Here is a 15,733-nt window from a genome sequence, read left to right as displayed (position 1 = left end):
GAGGAGATGATGATGAAATCCGCACGGGTCGTCAGCCCGACGGGCCATGGGTATCTCCTGCTCGAATCGCATCCGGCCGGGTGCTTCCGCGGCGTCGCGCGGATGTGGGACGAGGTGTCCGCGCCCGGGAGGCCGCCGGCGCGGCGTCCGACGGCGCTGGTGATCGGTGCGAGCGGGGGCTACGGCCTGGCGATCACGGTCGCGGGGCTGGCGCGCCACGGCATCGACGGCGTGGGCGTCAGCGTCGAGCGCCCGGCCGGGCGCCGCACCGCCTCGCCAGGCTGGTACCGCACCATCGCGACCGAGGCGATCGCCCGCGAGACCGGGTCGGACTTCTCCTTCCGCAACGCCGACGCCTTCGCCGACACCACCAAGGCCGAGACGCTGGACCTGCTGGCCGAGCGGTTCGGCGGCGTGGACTACCTGATCTACAGCGTCGCCGCGCCCCGGCGCACCGACCCCCGCACCGGTACCACCCACCGCTCGGTGATCAAGCCCCTCGGCACGCCGTACACGACCTGGAGCCTGGAGTTCTCCGGCGACGGCGCCGCGTCCCTGCGCGAGGCCGTCCACCTCCCGGCGACCGAGGCCGAGACCGCCGCGACCGTGCGCGTCATGGGCGGCGAGGACTGGGGCCGCTGGATCACCGCGCTGGCCGACCGGGGGCTGCTGCGCGACGGTTTCCGCACGGTCGCCCTCACCTACATCGGCTCGCCGATCACCGCGCCGATCTACCGCGCGGGCACGATCGGCGCGGCGAAGAGGGACCTGGAGTCCACCGCGGACGCCCTGACCAAGCAGCTCGCCGAGGTGGGCGGCCACGCCTACACCTCGGTGAACGGCGCCGCGGTCAGCCACGCGCTGACCGGCACCCCCGGCATCCCGCTCTACGCCAGCCTGCTCCGCGCCGTCCTGGGCGACCGCTTCCCGTCCCCCGTCGAGCAGTCGGTCGAGCTGTGGGAGCAGCTCACGACGGACCGGCCCGACCTGGACGAGTCCGGCCGCATCCGCCTCGACCGCTGGGAGCTGGCCGATCCGGTCCAGGCGGCCGTGACCGAGCGCTGGCGGACGATCACCCCCGAGACCCTCACCGAGCTGGCCGACATCCCGTGGTTCCGTGCCCAGGCCCGCTCGCTGTACGGATTCGACGTCCCCGGCGTCGACTACGACGTCCCGGTCGAGACCGACCTCCCCTGGCCGAACCCGAGCTGACCACCTTCGACACCGACCACACCTGACACCGACGAGTCCCGCTCCCAGATCCGGGGGCGGGACTCGCGCGTCGCGTCAGCCGGCCTCGGCGGCCTGGCTGGTCCAGGTCGCATACATCCGGGCGTAGGCTCCCCCGGCGGCGACGAGCCGGTCGTGCGAACCGGTCTCGACGATCCGGCCCTCGTCCACGACGACCACGCGGTCGGCCTTCATGGCGGTGGACAGCCGGTGCGCGATCAGGATCGCGGTGCGGCCCTCCAGCAGCACGTCCAGCGCGCTCTCGATCCTGGCCTCCGACCGGAGGTCCAGGTTGGACGTGGCCTCGTCCAGCACCAGCACCCGGGGCTGGGCCAGGAAGGCCCTCGCCAGGGCGACGAGCTGCCGTTCGCCGGAGGACAGGGACTGGCCCCGCTCCTGGACGACGGTGTCCAGGCCGTCCGGCAGCCGCTCGACCACCTCGTCCAGTCCGACCGCCCGCACCGCCTCCCAGACCCGGTCGTCGGACGCGTCGGAGGTGGCGAAGCGGATGTTGTCCCGCAGCGGCCCGGCGAACAGGAAGGGCTCCTGCGGCACGACGCCGAGTTGCCCGCGCAGCGACTCGATCCGCACGTCCCGCAGGTCGCGCCCGTCGATGAGGATCCGCCCGGCGGACGGGTCGTAGAACCGGGTGACCAGCTTGGCGAGCGTGGACTTGCCCGCGCCGGTCGGACCGACGAACGCCACCGTCTCGCCGGCCCGGATCTCCAGCGACACATCGGAGATCACCGGCCGGTCCGGAAGGTAGCCGAACGACACGTCCTCGAAGGTGATCTCACCCTCGACCCGCGGCAGGTCGACGGCTCCGGGCGCCTCCGCGACCTCCGGCCGGGTGCTGAGCAGCTGCCTCAGCTTCACGACCGACGACTGCCCCTGCTGGTAGGTGTTGTACTGCTGCACCAACTGCTGGATGGGCTGGAAGAACGATCCGAGGTAGAGCAGGAACGCCACCAGCTCGCCGATCGTCAGCGTCCCGTCGGTGACCATGCCCGCGCCGATGGCCAGCAGGACGATCTGCCCGGCCACCCCGACGACCTGGGTGCCGGGCGTGTAGATCGAGTTGATCCGTCCGGTCTGGAGGCTGGCGTCGAAGTACCCGCCGGTGACCTGCCGGTGGTGCTCGGCGTTGCGCCGCTGCCGGTTGTGCGCGGTGACGACGCGCACGCCCTGGAGGCTCTCGGAGAGGTCGGCGATCACGTCGGCGGTGGCGTCCCGCACCCGCAGGTAGCCCTTGGCGGACGCGCGGCGGAACCACAGCGACATCGCGGTCATGACGGGCACGACCAGCACGATCGTGATGAGCGCCAGCTCCACGTCGTAGGTGAACAGCACCACCGAGACGATGACCATCGTCAGGCCCTGGATCGCGAACTGCACCAGGCCCTCTTGCAGCAGCGCCTGGAGGTTCTCGATGTCGGCGGTCATCCGGGTCATGATCACACCGGCCTTCTCGCCGGTGTAGAAGCTCAGCGACAGCCGCTGCAACTGGGTGAAGACCCGGACCCGAAGGTCGTTCATCACCCACGCGGCGATCCGTCCGGTCACCTTGACCCGCGCGGCCTGCGTGAGGCCGGTGACCACCAGGTTGACCAGGTACATCCCCGCGACCACCACCAGGACGCCGAAGTCCTTCGCCGTGATGCCGTCGTCGATGCCGATCTGGGTCAGCAGCGGACCGGCCTGCAGCGTCACCGCCTCCACGATCACGAGCACACCGGCCAGCAGCGCCAACGCCCCGTACGGGCGGACCAGGCGCCGCAGGCTCAGCCCGGCGCCGTCGGGATCGGGCGTGCCGTGCTCGAAGACGACCTCGGGCTCGGGATGCTCCGGCTCGGTCTCCAGCAGCCGCTCGACACCCGGCCGCATCTCCGGCGGCACACCGGCGAACGGGTGGGCCGACGCGCCCGCGTTACCGCCGGTGAACGCCGCTCCGCCACCACCTCCGGGAAACGTCATCGGCCCGTACCCTCCAGCTCCTTGACGCGCTCGTCCGCCTGCGCGAGCACTTCCGCATACAGCTGCGTGCTCGCCAGCAGTTCCGTGTGCGTGCCGTCGGCGACGACGCGCCCGCCGTCCAGCAGCACCACGCGGTCGGCCAGGCTGATCGTGGACGGCCGGTGCGCGATGATCAATGTCGTCCGGCCGCTGAACAGGGTCCGCAGCCCGGCATGGATCTCCTGCTCGACCTGGACGTCGATGGCGCTGGTGGCGTCGTCGAGCACCAGCACCGGCGGATTCACCAGCAGGGTCCGGGCGATCGCGATGCGCTGCCGCTGCCCGCCCGACAGCGTGTAGCCGCGTTCGCCGATGACGGTGTCATACCCCTCGGACAACTCGCCGATGAACCCGTGCGCCCCCGCCAGCCGTGCCACGCGCTCGATGTCGGCGATGCCCGAGTCCGGGCGCCCGTAGGCGATGTTGTCGCGGACCGACGCCGAGAACAGGAACGGCTCGTCCAGGACGATGCCGACGGCGTCGCGCAGGCTGTGCAGGGTCAGCTCCCGCACGTCATGCCCGTCCACGATGACCGCCCCCTCGCGGACGTCGTAGAAGCGCGGCAGAAGCCTGGCCACGGTGGACTTCCCGGAGCCGGTCCGGCCGACCAGCGCCACGGTCTCGCCGCCGCGTAGCCGCAGCGAGAACCCGTCCAGCACATCGGGCCCGTCGCCGTAGCCGAAGCGGACGTCCTTGAACTCGACGTCACCGCGCGCCCCGGTGAGCTCCAGCGCGCCGGGGGCGTCCACGATCTCCGGCTTCTCGTCCAGCACCTCATACAGCCGCTTGGCCGCCGCCGACGCCCGCTGACCGAACGTGATCAGCTTGCCGAGCACCCGGAACGGCACCTGGAGCATCAGCAGATACGAGCTGAAGGCCACGATCGCGCCGATCCCCAGACTTCCCTCGATGACGAGGTGCCCTCCGTACAGCAGCACGATCGCCATGCTGATGCTGGGCAGGTTCTGCACCAGGGGCGTCCACCGCGCACGCAGATCGGCGTCCTTCACATAGGCCCAGCGAACCCTCGTCGCCGCCTTCTGGAGCAGCGACAGCTGGTTCCGTTCGGCCGCGAACGACTTGACCACGCGGACGCCGTTGACGTTCTCGTCCACCACGGTCGCGACATCGGCCAGCCGGGCCTGGATCAGCCACGACACCGGGAACATCGAGCGCTGCATGCGCTTGCTCGCCACGTAGAACAGCGGCATCGGCAGCATGGCCATGACGGCGAGTGGCACGTTGATCGCCAGCATGTACACGAACGCCACCAGCGAGACACCGCACTGCACCAGCAGATACGGCGCGAACCCCAGATACATCTGCACCGTGCGGATGTCGGAGTTGGCGCGGGAGATCAGCTGCCCGCTCTGCACCCGGTCGTAGAACGGGAACGACAGCCCGGTCAGATGCGCGTACACCATGTTGCGCAGGTCGTACTCGATCCTGGCGGCGGCGCGGAACAGCAACTGCTTGGACAGGTAGCCGACGACCAGCATGATCACCGTGAGCGCGACCAGCCACCACACGTAGTGCGACAGCGGCACCCGGTCCGCCACGACCGAGTTGTCGAGCGCCTCCTGGATCACCTTCGGCACCTGGACGGCCACCAGCGTGCTGGCCCCGGACGTCACCAGCGCCGTCCCGAACATCCACTTGTGCGCCCGGACCAGCGGCCACGCCCGCCGCAACCAGGAGCGACTCGGATCCGGGTCGATCGCCGCGCTCGGCGGCGGATGGACCTTGCTCACCTGGACTCCTTCCTCCGCGCGCCCTCGCGGGCGGCCCACTCGGCCTGCTTCTCACCGGCCAGCGCCTCATGCCACAGCGACAGCGCGGCCATCGCCCGCTCGGCCTGCTCGGCGTCGAGGAACGAGGCCAGCTCGCCCAACCTGCGGTTGATCTCCTCGTTGGCCGTGGCCAGCAGGTGCCTGCCCTCGGACGTGATCACGAGCGTGACCTTGCGCCGGTCGTGCGGATCCCGCTCACGCCGCACGTACCTTCCGGCGACCAGACCGTCCATGACCGCGGTGACGGTCGCCGGCATCACCGACAACATCCACGCCACGCGCGACGCCGTCGGCGGTTCCTCCACCGTGAGCACCGACAGCATCCGGTACTGCGGCAGCGTCAACTCCACGCGGAGCAGGGCGTGTTCAACGGACTTCGCCAGCGCGGCCACCACCACGCCCGGCTCAACTGCTTCGGCCATCACACATTTAGATTATCAAACTTAGTACAGTGTGCGCAGTAGCACTCCAGCAGCCTCGCACACACGACGAAGACCATCAAGAGAACCGCCGCGACCCGGCCCCACGGCTCAGCCGACCGTGATCACCGCTGCACACAAGCCCGAAGACCCAGGGCGACCCGGCTGCCGGCAACGATGACGAAGACGACAAAAAGCCGGTGCTCTGGCGAGCACCGGCTGTTGTTGCCTGGTCAGGCGAGCGGAGGATACGAGATTCGAACTCGTGAGGGCGTGAACCCAACACGCTTTCCAAGCGTGCGCCCTAGGCCACTAGGCGAATCCTCCACGGGAGAGCCTACCGGGTCCTGGGCAGTGGGAGGACCTCAATAACCGCCGAGGTGGGTATCGGGCCGTACACGTGCGGGAACACCTGATCGCCCACAGGCTCGTACCGGACGGGCGAGCCGAGGCCCGCGACGTCGATGACCAGCAGCACCAGGCCGTCCCTGGCCACGCCGGTGTAGAAGTTGGCGAGCACGCCCTCGACCTGCGCCATGTCGAACGAGCAGTGGACGAAGCCCTCCTCGTCCAGCGTCCTCCCCAGCGTGGACATGGTGTAAGGCGCACCGGCGTCGCGGACCGGTTCCCAGTGCTGCCGTTCGGCGATATGCAGGAGCGTCTCCTGCCGAGGCACGGACATACAAGGAGCCTAAAGCCCCCGTGAGGGCCAGGAGCGTTGAGCGAACGCGAAAGCCCCGGCCCTTGCCAGGCCGGGGCTCATGCTGGAGGGGGCTATCGCTTGAGGTCGGCCACGAGCGAGGCGAAGGCGTCGCGAGAGACGACCAGCCTGGGCCCGTCGGGGTCCTTGGAGTCTCGGACGCCCACGACCGCGCCGAGGTCGGCGAGTTCGATGCAGGCATCCCCTTGCGAGCTGCTGTGGCTGCTCTTCCGCCATGGGGGGCGAGGCGTCATTGCTTCCATACTTCGTCTGCAATCTCCCTGATCAGCGCCGCCGACATGGTCGCCGGGAGCGCGTACGTGCTGATGTCGGTGAAGCGCCGGTTCAGCTTCTCGACGTCAGACCGGCCGTCCCTGATGGTTCCATGCGGTTCGCTGACGGTGTACCCCACTTGATCGCCTGCTGGCAACGTCGCAATCATGAACGCTCCGCTGTTGCCGGGGTGGGGCTCGCCGTCCGGGATGACCTGGATGCTGACGGTCGCCGACACGGCATCGGCGAGGCGGTGGAGTTGCTCGTACATAACGGCGGCCGTGCCCACACGCGATCGCAGAACCCGCTCGGGTAGGACATACACCACACGCGGTGGGGGCGGGTCCTCGCGGAGCAGGACCGCCTGGCGTTCCAAACGACCCATGATCTTTTGCTGGTCGCCATACAGCAGGACCTCGGCGACAGCGGGCGTCTGGAAGAGCCCGGTGACTACGAGCGGTTCATAAACGCGCAGCAGCTCGGCCATCCCTTCTGTGTCCGGCCAGTCCTCGAACCACACGGGGAACCTGGCGGAGCGGCCGTCGAAGAGGCCGTCGTGGAGGTGGGCGAGGGCCTCCCGGGTGTTGAGAAGGCGGTCGCATTCCACGGCGAACACCCGGTCGCAGCCGGACTTGCCGAGTTCGATGTCTCCGATGGTGGACGCCGCGTAGGGGATCTGGTCCGCGAGCTGGGCGAGGGAAAGCCCCGCCAACTGGCGGTATCGACGTACTTCGGACCCGAACAAATCCATCGGGCCGCGCGAGGGGGTCAGACGCTTGGGGCGTTGCGGCATGTCGGCCTCCTCATGACCGATGATCACCGGGCGCGTGCGGGAAGTCGTGAGTGACGTCCGCGACGATGCGCTTTGTCTGTGCCGCCATTCTTGCCTGAGTCAAGCTCGGACACAGGAAAAACGCAGATGTTCCGAGGTGATTCCCGATGTCCTCTCCAGTCGCGGCGCCCGAAATTCCCACCCTCGTCCTTGAATCCACCGATAAGGCCCCAGGGATAGCGCGACGGTTCGTGGCGGACGTGTTCGCCGAATGGAAGATCGCCGACGACTACGTCGGACGGCTCGCGGTGTGCGAGTTGGTCACCAATGCCTATCTGCACGGCGAGGGCCCGATCGTGGTGCGGATACTCCGGGATGACCGGCTGGTGATCGAGGTCTGGGACGCCGGTTTGGGGCGTCCGAAGATCGTCCCGGAGGACTGCGCGGGCACGTCGGGCCGGGGCCTGTTCCTGCTGGCGGAGATGACGCGGGCATGGGGTGTGCGCCCGCTGAACGAAGGAGGAAAGATCACATGGTTCGAGCTTCGCTGACGGTTTACGAGATAAGGCGCAGGCTCCACGTCCGCTATCTGAAGTGGCGTACCGAACTACAGCGAGAAACGGCGATCGAGTATCTGGACGCGCTAGCGCCGGAATTGGAGGCATATGGGTGGCGCTGTGTCCGGACGTATTACCCGGAAGTGATCCCGGTGCGCCCTCCGCTGCTGCGGGTCTATGGCGAACTGGGTCCGGTGACCACGCTGAACGTGATGGCCGTCCCTGGCGGCCGCTGGGGTTTCCACGAGGCGGCGCGCGGACGGCGCGGATTCCTCTCCCCCTGCGAAGGCGACATCAAGGGCGCGGCCGAAGGAATAGATCACTTCCTCCGGGCCCGCGCGGCGCGCTCGATTTCGTGATCTAGCTGACGAGACCGTCGGCGAACAGGGCGAGCCGGGCTGCCAGGTCCGCGCGGTCGCCGGACTCCGATCGTGCGATCTCCTTCAGCGCGCGACTCATCAGAATCACCGGGTCCCGGTCTTGGCGGGCCTTCTCGTGCAGTCGCAGCCTTGCCTGGTCCTCGCTCATGGTGAGCAGGTATTCCGCTTGCTGCCTGGCGGCCTCATAGTCGCCCATGGCGCGAGCGAGCGCGCCAATAGTCTTTCCGGCATTCTCCAAGAAACCCATTGGGGCCTCCAGACCTGGGGGAGAAACTGTTCTCAGCGTATCCCCTGGAAGCGACTCGATCTTGGCGAGATCCGGTCAACTCGAATCAAGGCTAGGCTCGTCTGCTGCTCAAGTTTGACCGCCGGTGCGCCCCGATAACGGGTGCACTGGATGAGCTTGATCTTATTTACGTCCATGCGCGCCACCTGCTCTCGGAGACGGTGCAGGGTTTCACGTTCTCGCAGGTCATGTCACCTGTGCGTGAAGTTGGTGACGCTCGGTGGTGGATGACCGGAACCCATGAGCCTTGACCACCGCGGGAACGTGGTTGCGGAGAACTCTGGCCGGATAATTGGCCTCCAGGTGGAACGCCCAGCGGTCAGGCAGCGTGTTCCACCGGCCGCGATATGGGAGAGGCGGACGGCGGCGTCGCGCCCCGAGGGCTTCTGGCTGGCCTTGTCGGCCCGTAGGCCGGCAGCGACTCTGACATGGATGCCCGGATGACGGGGTCGAGCGGCGCCTGATCGGTCGTGAAAGGTCGTCGCTGGTTGTCGATGTCGGTATTGCCGGGGCTTAGGTCGTGGGCGTCGAGGGTCTGGGTGTGAACGGCGTGGTTGGGGCGGGGGTGGGTGGGGTGTGGTGGCTGCGGCGTGGCTATCTGGGGATCCGGCCGATCCTGGGGCGGGGATGCCATAGACTCTGGGCAGACCCCTCGCACGGCGTCACCCTGTGAACCTCCCCAGGGCCGGAAGGCAGCAAGGATAAGCAGGCTCTGGCGGGTGTGCGGGGGGTCCTTTTCGCTTCTGACGCTCCGCTTCTTGAGGGAGGGCGGGCCCCCGATGAGTCTGGCTCTGTACCGCAAGTACCGGCCAGCGACGTTCGCCGAACTGAAGGGGCAGGAACACGTCGCCGAGCCCCTGCGGCAGGCGCTGCGCAACGGCCGGATCAACCACGCCTACCTGTTCAGCGGTCCGCGCGGCTGCGGCAAGACGTCCAGCGCCCGTATCCTCGCGCGTTCGCTCAACTGCGAGCAGGGGCCGACCGCGGATCCGTGCGGCGAGTGCGACTCGTGTGTCGCGCTCGGTCCGTCGGGCAGCGGCCACATCGACGTCATCGAGATCGACGCGGCCTCGCACGGTGGCGTTGATGACGCCCGTGACCTGCGGGAACGTGCGTTCTTCGCGCCGGTGTCGGCGCGCTTCAAGGTGTACATCATCGACGAGGCGCACATGGTCACCCGCGAGGGCTTCAACGCGCTGCTGAAGCTCGTCGAGGAGCCCCCGCCGCACCTGAAGTTCGTCTTCGCGACCACCGAGCCGGAGAAGGTCATCGGGACGATCAGGTCCCGGACCCACCACTATCCGTTCCGGCTCATCCCGCCGGGCGTCCTCCAAGATCTCGTCGAGGAGATCCTGCGGTCGGAGAAGGTGCCCTACGAGGAGTCGGCGCTGCCGCTCGCGGTGCGGGCCGGGGCGGGCTCCGCCCGTGACACCCTGTCGATCCTCGACCAGCTTCTCGCGGGGTCGGACGAACAGGGCATCACCTACACGCGGGCCGTCTCGCTGCTCGGATACACCGATTCCGCCTTGCTGGACGAGGTGGTCGCGGCCTTCGCGGCCCGGGACGGCGCGGCCGTGTTCGCCGCGATCGACCGGGTTGTGGAAAGCGGTCAGGATCCGCGGCGCTTCACGGCCGACCTGCTGGAGCGCGTCCGGGATCTGGTGATCCTGTCGAACGTCCCGGATGCCGGGGGTTCCGGTCTCCTCAACGTTCCGGCCGACGAGCTGGAGCAGATGCGGCGGCAGGCCTCGTCCATGGGGCCGGGGGAGCTGACGCGCGCGGCGGACCTGCTGCACACCGGGCTCACGGAGATGCGCGGCGCCACGTCCCCGCGCCTGCTGCTTGAGCTGATCAGCGCACGTATCCTCCTCCCCGCCGCGTACGAGGACGAGGCGTCGATGTTCGCGCGGCTCGACCGGCTGGAGCGAACGGCCGCGCAGGGCGGGTTCGCCGGCGGCGGCCAGGGCGGCGCCCAAGGGGGCGGCGGGTTGGCGCCCGCCTTCCAGGCCGGGCAGGGAGCACCTGTCCCGGGGGCGCCTGGTCGGGCGACGCCGCCTGGCGGGGGTGGACGGCCGGGGCAGGACTCCGCGCAAGGACCTCCGCAGGGCTCCGCGCAAAGCCCTGCCCAGAGTCCCGCGCAAGGATCCGCCCCTGGACCAGCGCAAAGCTCTGCCCCCAGGCCCGCGCAAGGGTCCGCGCAGGGTTCCGAGCAAAACCCGGCGGGACAGCCCCCGCCCGCCCAGGGGGGCGACCCCACTTCCAGTGTCAACCGCCGCCCCGGGTCTCCGGAAGCGGAACGCGGTTCTGTGGATAACCGCTCGAACACCCCTGCGGACAACCGCCCCGACGACCGCTCGGACCACCGTCCGGACAACCGTCCGGACAACCGTCCGAGCCAACCCGCTGCGCCCACTTCGCCGGCTCCGCCCGTCTCACCCGCCCCCCAGACCGCCGCTCCGGGCGGCGGGATGGACGTGGGCACCGTCCAGCAGTACTGGCCGGACATCGTCGAGGCCGTCAAGCAGGTCAGCCGCGCCACCTGGATGGTCATCATGTCCGGGGTGCGGCCCGTCGCCCTCGACGGACGCGTGCTGACGCTCTCCTTCGACGCCGAAGGGTCCCGGCTGGGCTTCGTCAACGGCAACCGCGACGTGATCCTCTGCGAGGTCCTGAAGGAGCGGATGGGCGTCGACTGGCGGATCGAGACCGTCGTCGGCGGCGGCTCACCCCCCGCAGGCGGACGTCCCGGCGGACGGCCGGGAGGCGGCGGCAGCCCGCCCAACCGCGGAGGCGGCAACCCGGGCGGCGGCCAGGGAACCAGGCCGGGCGGCCAAGGCAGCGGCAATGGCGGAACGGGAAGCGGTTTCGGTTCCTCCCCCGCGGCCGGGTTCGGCGGCGCGTCCGACCAGGCGGCCCCGGCCGGTGCGCCGAGCGGAGCGCCGGCGCCGTCCGCCGGTGCGCAGCCCGGCCGGGCTCCCGCGCCCCGGACCGCCCAGGGCGATCCCGGGCCGATGCCCCCGCCTCCGGACGAGCCTCCCCCGCCGCCCGACCCGGGCCCGGTGGACGAGAGCGACGAGGTCGACCCCGAGGGCGACGCCGACGCGGACGGCACCGAGGCCGAGATGAGCGGGATGGCGCTCATCCAGCGGGAGCTGGGCGGACAGATCATCAAGGAGATCGACAACACCTGAGGCGGGCCCGCGGAGGGCTGAGGGGGAGGCCGGAGGGGGGCGGCGCACCGGGCGGGGCCGGACGTACCGCATCATGGTCGAACCCCGTAGTCTCGGGAGGACGGACGTCCGGTGGTCGGCTGGTCGCCAGACAGAAGGCCCTCGCGAGAGGGCCGGAACAACGCCGGAATAAGGAGTGGACCGTGGAACCCGGTGGTCAGTTGAACATCCAGGAGCTGCTCCAGCAGGCGCAGGCCGTCCAGGAGCAGCTCTTCACCGCCCAGCGCGAGCTGGCGGAGGCCGAGGTGAAGGGGACCGCGGGGGGCGGGCTCGTCACCGCGACCGTCAACGGTGAGGGCGAGGTCACGGGGCTCTCGATCGACCCGAAGGCCATCGACCCCGACGACCCGGCCGACACCGCCGAGACCATCGCCGACCTGGTACTGGCCGCGATCCGCGACGCGGCCCGCGAGGCGCGCGAGCTGCAGCAGGAGAAGATGGGTCCGCTCGCCGCGGGCCTCGGCGGCGCCATGCCGGGCCTTGGCGGCGGCGGGTTGCCCGGCGGTCTTCCGGGCGGTTTCCCCGGCCTCGGCGGCGGCCCCGGTGCGGGCGGCGCGGGCGGCGCGGGCGGTGCCGGTGGGCAGCAGGGCGGCGAGCCCGGGGCCTGATCGCGAGGCGGCCAGGGCGAAAGGACGCGCCCCGGTGGAACGTCCTAGAAGGTAGTTGGACGCGAAGAAAGGAAGGGTCCGTTGTACGAAGGGGTGGTTCAGAACCTCATCGACGAGCTGGGCAGGCTGCCCGGCGTCGGCCCCAAGAGCGCGCAGCGGATCGCCTTCCACCTCCTCGCCGCGGATCCGGCCGACGTCGAGCGGCTGGGCAAGGCGCTCAAGGAGGTCAAGGACAAGGTCCGCTTCTGCAAGACGTGCGGGAACGTCGCGGAAGAAGAGGAATGCCGGATCTGCCGTGACGCGCGCCGCGACCCGCAGGTGATCTGCGTCGTGGAGGAGTCCAAGGACGTCGTCGCCATCGAGAAGACGCGGGAGTTCCGCGGCCGCTACCACGTGCTGGGCGGCGCGATCAGTCCGATCGAGGGCGTCGGCCCGGACGACCTGCGCATCCGGGAGCTGATGCAGCGGCTCGCCGACGGCACGGTGACCGAGCTGATCCTCGCGACCGACCCGAACCTGGAGGGCGAGGCGACCGCCACGTACCTCGCCCGACTGGTGAAGCCCATGGGCCTCACGGTCACTCGCCTGGCCAGCGGCCTGCCGGTGGGTGGCGACCTCGAATACGCCGACGAGGTGACGTTGGGCCGCGCATTCGAAGGACGGAGGCTGCTCGATGTCTGAAGCCAACAGCCCACAGGACTGGAACGTCCTCGCCGAACGCGTGGCGCGCCATGTGGAGAACTACCTGAACGGCCTGGAGGCCGTCGCGCGCGGCGACGGCGAGGAGCACACGATCCCGCTGCTCCTGCTTGAGGTGTCGCAGGTCATCCTGGCCGGCGCGCAGCTCGGCGCGAGCGCCGACGTGATCCTGCCCGACAACTGGGAGCCCGAGGTCGGCCCCGACCCGGACCTCGACGCCGTCCGGCAGGGCCTCGCCGAGCGGCTCGCGGGGCTGGACGAGTACGTCGAGGTCTTCGACCCCTACAAGGACACCGAACCCACCTCCTACCGGCTTTCGGACGACCTGGTGGACGTGGCCAGCGACCTCGTCCACGGGCTGCGCCACTACCAGCAGGAACGTCCGCTGGAGGCGCTCTGGTGGTGGCAGTACTCCTACTTCAACCACTGGGGCAACCACGCGGGCGCGTCCCTGCGAGCCCTCCACGCGGTGGTCGCGAACGCCCGCCTGGACGTCGCGCACGAGACCGCCACCGCCTGACCTAGCCGGACGCCTCGCGGCGTTCGGTTCGCCCCACCCTCCCCAACCGGCCCGTTCGATATCCAGGGTGACGTCCGTCCCTTATATCCGGGACCGGTCCCGGGCGGTCGCTGGCACGCTGTGCTCCCTATCGGCGGATGGGGAGGGAGACCGCGCGTGGACGGCGTGGGGACGACATTACGCGGCGCGCTGGCCGCCATCCCTCTCGTCCTGCTGATGACGGCCTCGAACGCGTCCACCGGGCAGGCGGCGGCACGACCGACGGGCTGTTCGTCCCCCGGCCAGGTGTATCAGGCGAACATCCTCGTGAAGCACGGAGACGCTCCGTCCGAGGCGAAGGCGCTGTTCCTCGTCTGCCAGCAGAACCGGTTCGTGAAGATCGTGGACTCCGACGGTCGCTCCTACGACGACCTGGACGACTTCCGCGCGCACAACCGCCTCTTCGGCGAGGACGACATGATCATGGTGCCGCGCTCCTTCCCCGCGGTCGACGCGAGCCAGAGTCCCGGGTTCGGGCCGTGGGTCACGGGACACACGTCCACGTCGCAGGCGTGGCGCTGGCTGCCCGCCGGAATCGTCCTCGTTCTCGTCCTGGGCAGCGGCGGCGGCTTCGCCTGGCTGGTCACCCACCGGCGGAAGGCGCCGGTCGGCGGTGCCACGAGCACGGGAGCCCCGGGTGACGGAACCCCTGATGGCGGCGAAGTCCCGTGACCTCGGACGGCTCAGGCGAAACCCGCCGAGACAACCCCGCCCCCACGCCACGACCACCACCGACAGCGGAAACAACCCCTCAACAGGGCCTTCTTTCTGGAACGCCACCGCGCGGAGGGGCTGAGCGCCCTCCGCGGCAGGGCCGTGATCTTGGCTATCCGTGACAGGTGTTACCTGGTCGTAATCCACTGGAACCGGATCGGTAGACTCGCTGATCGGTACGCCTGACCCCGATCCGAGGAGCGCCCACCCGTGGCTCTAGTCGTGCAGAAGTACGGTGGCTCCTCCGTCGCCGACGCCGAGTGCGTCAAGCGGGTCGCCCAGCGCATCGTCGCGACGAAGAAGGCGGGCAACGACGTGGTCGTCGTGGTGTCCGCCATGGGTGACACGACGGATGATCTCATCGACATGGCCAAGCAGGTCAGCCCCCTGCCACCGGGCCGTGAGCTGGACATGCTGCTCACCGCCGGTGAGCGGATCTCCATGGCGCTGCTCGCCATGGCCATCGCGAACCTGGGCCACGAGGCCCGCTCGTTCACCGGCTCCCAGGCCGGTGTCATCACCGACGGCTCCCACGGGAAAGCCAAGATCATCGACGTGACGCCCGGACGCATCCGGACGGCGCTGGACGAGGGCTCCATCTGCATCGTCGCCGGGTTCCAGGGCGTCTCGCAGGGCACCAAGGACATCACCACCCTCGGCCGCGGCGGCTCCGACACCACCGCCGTGGCGCTCGCCGCCGCGCTGGACGCCGACGTCTGCGAGATCTACTCCGACGTCGACGGCGTGTTCACCGCCGACCCGCGCATCGTCCCGCCCGCCCGCAAGATCCCGCGGATCTCCTACGAGGAGATGCTGGAGATGGCGGCGAGCGGCGCGAAGATCCTGCACCTGCGCTGCGTGGAGTACGCGCGCCGCTACAACATCCCGATCCACGTGCGGTCCTCGTTCAGCCAGAAGGAAGGCACGTGGGTCGTCGACAGCAGCGACATCGAAGGGCACGACATGGAGCAGGCGATCATCTCCGGGGTCGCGCACGACCGGAGCGAAGCCAAGATCACCGTGGTCGGAGTGCCCGACAAGGTCGGTGAGGCGGCGACGATCTTCACGGTGCTGTCCGAGGCCGAGATCAACATCGACATGATCGTGCAGAACGTGTCCGCCGCGTCCACCGGGCGGACCGACATCTCCTTCACGCTGCCCGCGAGCGACGGGCAGAGCGCGCTGACCGCGCTGAACAAGCTGAAGGAGCGGATCGGGTTCGAGTCGCTGCGCTACGACGACCGGATCGGAAAGGTGTCGCTGATCGGCGCGGGCATGCGCTCGCACCCGGGCGTCACCGCCGCGTTCTTCGCCGCGATCGCCGACGCCGGGGTGAACATCGAGATGATCTCCACGTCCGAGATCCGGATCTCGGTCGTCGTCGCCCAGGACGACATCGACACCGCCGTCGCCGCCGCGCACCGCGCGTTCGACCTCGACGCCGACCAGGTCGAGGCCGTGGTCTACGGCGGCACCGGCCGCTGATCGCGGACCGCCCCGTCC

Annotated in this window: 16 protein-coding genes, 1 tRNA gene and 1 other RNA gene; 10 read left to right on the top strand and 8 right to left on the bottom strand. The window is 69.6% G+C overall.

The window, feature by feature from the left end; genetic code table 11:
• Nucleotides 1-12: 12 nt before the first annotated feature.
• Complete coding sequence (fabV, locus tag KLI87_RS02150) at nt 13-1,212, top strand: enoyl-[acyl-carrier-protein] reductase FabV (RefSeq protein WP_214615629.1); 1,200 nt, start codon at nt 13-15, stop codon at nt 1,210-1,212.
• 75 nt (nt 1,213-1,287) lie between these two features.
• Here fabV and KLI87_RS02145 read toward each other — a convergent pair whose 3' ends face one another.
• The 7 genes from KLI87_RS02145 to KLI87_RS02115 all read right to left on the bottom strand — a co-directional run bounded on the left by KLI87_RS02145 (nt 1,288) and on the right by KLI87_RS02115 (nt 7,218).
• On the bottom strand, nt 1,288-3,204 hold the full coding sequence (locus KLI87_RS02145; protein ID WP_214615628.1) for an ABC transporter ATP-binding protein: 1,917 nt from the start codon (nt 3,202-3,204) through the stop codon (nt 1,288-1,290).
• Complete coding sequence (locus tag KLI87_RS02140; RefSeq protein WP_214615627.1) at nt 3,201-4,994, bottom strand: ABC transporter ATP-binding protein; 1,794 nt, start codon at nt 4,992-4,994, stop codon at nt 3,201-3,203. The genes KLI87_RS02145 and KLI87_RS02140 overlap by 4 nt, the downstream gene beginning before the upstream one ends.
• Nucleotides 4,991-5,455, bottom strand: coding sequence for a MarR family winged helix-turn-helix transcriptional regulator (locus KLI87_RS02135; RefSeq protein ID WP_214615626.1), 465 nt, complete (start codon nt 5,453-5,455; stop codon nt 4,991-4,993). Before KLI87_RS02135 ends, KLI87_RS02140 begins: the two co-directional genes overlap by 4 nt.
• A gap of 239 nt (nt 5,456-5,694) precedes the next feature.
• Nucleotides 5,695-5,779, bottom strand: a tRNA-Ser gene (locus KLI87_RS02130).
• Between the two features lie 10 nt (nt 5,780-5,789).
• Nucleotides 5,790-6,134 (bottom strand): DUF952 domain-containing protein, encoded by a 345-nt coding sequence (locus tag KLI87_RS02125; protein WP_214615625.1) that lies wholly within the window; start codon nt 6,132-6,134, stop codon nt 5,790-5,792.
• Nucleotides 6,135-6,226: 92 nt separating this feature from the next.
• A complete protein-coding gene (locus tag KLI87_RS02120) occupies nt 6,227-6,406 on the bottom strand; it encodes a DUF397 domain-containing protein (protein ID WP_214615624.1) in 180 nt (59 codons plus the stop codon).
• On the bottom strand, nt 6,403-7,218 hold the full coding sequence (locus KLI87_RS02115; RefSeq protein ID WP_214615623.1) for a helix-turn-helix transcriptional regulator: 816 nt from the start codon (nt 7,216-7,218) through the stop codon (nt 6,403-6,405). Before KLI87_RS02115 ends, KLI87_RS02120 begins: the two co-directional genes overlap by 4 nt.
• 230 nt (nt 7,219-7,448) lie before the next feature.
• Between KLI87_RS02115 and KLI87_RS02110 the strand changes: the two genes are divergently transcribed.
• Complete coding sequence (locus KLI87_RS02110) at nt 7,449-7,748, top strand: ATP-binding protein (protein ID WP_214615622.1); 300 nt, start codon at nt 7,449-7,451, stop codon at nt 7,746-7,748.
• Entirely contained in the window at nt 7,730-8,113 is a 384-nt protein-coding gene (locus tag KLI87_RS02105) for a hypothetical protein (protein WP_214615621.1), read from the top strand. Before KLI87_RS02110 ends, KLI87_RS02105 begins: the two co-directional genes overlap by 19 nt.
• A gap of 1 nt (nt 8,114) precedes the next feature.
• On the opposite strand, the gene KLI87_RS02100 is transcribed toward KLI87_RS02105, so the two are convergent.
• Entirely contained in the window at nt 8,115-8,381 is a 267-nt protein-coding gene (locus KLI87_RS02100) for a hypothetical protein (RefSeq protein WP_214615620.1), read from the bottom strand.
• 682 nt (nt 8,382-9,063) lie between these two features.
• On the opposite strand from KLI87_RS02100, the gene ffs reads away from it, so the two are divergent.
• From ffs to KLI87_RS02065, 7 genes are all read left to right on the top strand, one after another.
• Nucleotides 9,064-9,159: signal recognition particle sRNA small type (ffs, locus tag KLI87_RS02095), an RNA gene on the top strand.
• A gap of 40 nt (nt 9,160-9,199) precedes the next feature.
• Entirely contained in the window at nt 9,200-11,611 is a 2,412-nt protein-coding gene (locus tag KLI87_RS02090; RefSeq protein WP_214615619.1) for a DNA polymerase III subunit gamma and tau, read from the top strand.
• Between the two features lie 182 nt (nt 11,612-11,793).
• Nucleotides 11,794-12,258, top strand: a complete 465-nt coding sequence (locus KLI87_RS02085) for a YbaB/EbfC family nucleoid-associated protein (protein WP_214615618.1) — start codon at nt 11,794-11,796, stop codon at nt 12,256-12,258.
• A gap of 81 nt (nt 12,259-12,339) precedes the next feature.
• On the top strand, nt 12,340-12,939 hold the full coding sequence (gene recR / locus KLI87_RS02080; RefSeq protein ID WP_117397332.1) for a recombination mediator RecR: 600 nt from the start codon (nt 12,340-12,342) through the stop codon (nt 12,937-12,939).
• Nucleotides 12,932-13,477 (top strand): DUF5063 domain-containing protein, encoded by a 546-nt coding sequence (locus tag KLI87_RS02075; RefSeq protein ID WP_156217199.1) that lies wholly within the window; start codon nt 12,932-12,934, stop codon nt 13,475-13,477. Before recR ends, KLI87_RS02075 begins: the two co-directional genes overlap by 8 nt.
• Before the next feature lie 156 nt (nt 13,478-13,633).
• Nucleotides 13,634-14,188, top strand: a complete 555-nt coding sequence (locus KLI87_RS02070; protein ID WP_214615617.1) for a hypothetical protein — start codon at nt 13,634-13,636, stop codon at nt 14,186-14,188.
• Nucleotides 14,189-14,440: 252 nt separating this feature from the next.
• Nucleotides 14,441-15,715, top strand: a complete 1,275-nt coding sequence (locus KLI87_RS02065) for an aspartate kinase (RefSeq protein ID WP_214615616.1) — start codon at nt 14,441-14,443, stop codon at nt 15,713-15,715.
• Nucleotides 15,716-15,733: the final 18 nt, after the last annotated feature.

It is taken from the genome of Actinomadura sp. NEAU-AAG7 (genome assembly GCF_018603865.1).
Taxonomy (GTDB): Bacteria; Actinomycetota; Actinomycetes; order Streptosporangiales; family Streptosporangiaceae; genus Spirillospora; species Spirillospora litoris.
The sequence above is the reverse complement of the archived record's forward strand: the minus strand, read 5'-3'. Positions and strand labels throughout refer to the sequence as shown.

What these genes read in the sequence shown, in the direction of transcription:
- fabV (WP_214615629.1), top strand. Translation starts at nt 13, where the DNA reads ATGAAATCCGCACGGGTCGTCAGCCCGACGGGCCATGGGTATCTCCTG.
- KLI87_RS02145 (WP_214615628.1), bottom strand. Translation starts at nt 3,204, where the DNA reads ATGACGTTTCCCGGAGGTGGTGGCGGAGCGGCGTTCACCGGCGGTAAC.
- KLI87_RS02135 (WP_214615626.1), bottom strand. Translation starts at nt 5,455, where the DNA reads ATGGCCGAAGCAGTTGAGCCGGGCGTGGTGGTGGCCGCGCTGGCGAAG.
- KLI87_RS02125 (WP_214615625.1), bottom strand. Translation starts at nt 6,134, where the DNA reads ATGTCCGTGCCTCGGCAGGAGACGCTCCTGCATATCGCCGAACGGCAG.
- KLI87_RS02120 (WP_214615624.1), bottom strand. Translation starts at nt 6,406, where the DNA reads ATGACGCCTCGCCCCCCATGGCGGAAGAGCAGCCACAGCAGCTCGCAA.
- KLI87_RS02115 (WP_214615623.1), bottom strand. Translation starts at nt 7,218, where the DNA reads ATGCCGCAACGCCCCAAGCGTCTGACCCCCTCGCGCGGCCCGATGGAT.
- KLI87_RS02105 (WP_214615621.1), top strand. Translation starts at nt 7,730, where the DNA reads ATGGTTCGAGCTTCGCTGACGGTTTACGAGATAAGGCGCAGGCTCCAC.
- KLI87_RS02100 (WP_214615620.1), bottom strand. Translation starts at nt 8,381, where the DNA reads ATGGGTTTCTTGGAGAATGCCGGAAAGACTATTGGCGCGCTCGCTCGC.
- KLI87_RS02090 (WP_214615619.1), top strand. Translation starts at nt 9,200, where the DNA reads ATGAGTCTGGCTCTGTACCGCAAGTACCGGCCAGCGACGTTCGCCGAA.
- KLI87_RS02075 (WP_156217199.1), top strand. Translation starts at nt 12,932, where the DNA reads ATGTCTGAAGCCAACAGCCCACAGGACTGGAACGTCCTCGCCGAACGC.